We start from the raw sequence: 1,091 nt of genomic DNA, 5'->3' as shown, positions 1-1,091 counted from the left end.
GAGCCGTTGTCCAGCTTCAAGGTGACGTCGGTGCCGGCCTTGTTGCTCAAGGTGGCGGTGTAGGTGATCTCGCCACCTTCGTTAACAGCACTTGGTGCAGTTAGCGTCACGGTAGTGGTGTTGTCGGTGCCTGGGGTATCCGTAACGGTGGTGTTCACCGCGGCAGTACCCGGTACCAGGTTCTCAAAATGCTCGCCGCCAGTGACACCTTTGATCGCAGTGGTGACAGTCTGATCGCCTTTGTACACATCATCCGGTGCCACAACCGAGATAGAACCGCTGGATTGGTTCACGCCAATAGTGATGGACTGACCGTTATCGAGAGTGACGGTCAGCGGGTTGGTGATGTTAGTCACCGGCGCACCGTTTTTATCCACAAGGCTGGCGGTGTAAACGATGTTGCCGCCTTCGCCGACAGTGGTGGTGGCGGACAGCACCACGTCGACTTTATCGATGGTGTCGTTGATGGTGGTGGTCGCACCGTTGCCTGCAACTTCCAGTTTTTCGAAGTTGCCGCCAGTGGTCTCGGTGATCTTGACGGTCTGGGTGCTCTTGTCGATGAACACGTCATCAGTAGGCGCCGGGACGGTCACGGTCCCGACAGTGTCGCCAGCTTTGATGGTGATCGACGAGCCGTTATCCAACTTCAACGTAACGTCAGTGCCCGCTTTGTTGGAAAGCGTAGCGGTGTAAGTGATCTCGCCACCTTCGTTAACAGCACTTGGTGCAGTCAGCGTCACAGTGGTGGTGTTATCAGTACCCGGGGTGTCAGTCACAGTCGTGGTGACTTTATCGGTCCCTGGCACCAAGTTTTCAAAGTGTTCGCCACCGGTCACGTTTGTGATGGCGGTGGTAACAGTCTGGTCGCCCTTGTACACATCATCTGGAGCTACAACCGAGATAGAGCTGCTGGACTGGTTCACCCCGATGGTAATGGTCTGGCCATTATCCAGGGTGACGGTGAGCGGGTTGGTGATGTTGGTTACCGGCGCACCGTTTTTATCCACAAGGCTGGCGGTGTAGACGATATTGCCGCCTTCGCCGACAGTAGATGTGGCGGTGAGCACCACATCGACCTTGTCGATGGTGTC

The 1,091-nt window shown here is 56.1% G+C and carries 1 protein-coding gene; it reads right to left on the bottom strand.

All coding sequences use genetic code 11. The features are described 5' to 3' along the window. The coding region (locus tag ASD70_RS29510; RefSeq protein ID WP_330219688.1) for an immunoglobulin-like domain-containing protein at window positions 1-1,091 on the bottom strand (1,091 nt) is incomplete at both ends.

The organism is Pseudomonas sp. Root569, from assembly GCF_001427465.1.
In the GTDB taxonomy this organism is placed as follows: domain Bacteria; phylum Pseudomonadota; class Gammaproteobacteria; order Pseudomonadales; family Pseudomonadaceae; genus Aquipseudomonas; species Aquipseudomonas synxantha.
The sequence above is the reverse complement of the archived record's forward strand: the minus strand, read 5'-3'. Positions and strand labels throughout refer to the sequence as shown.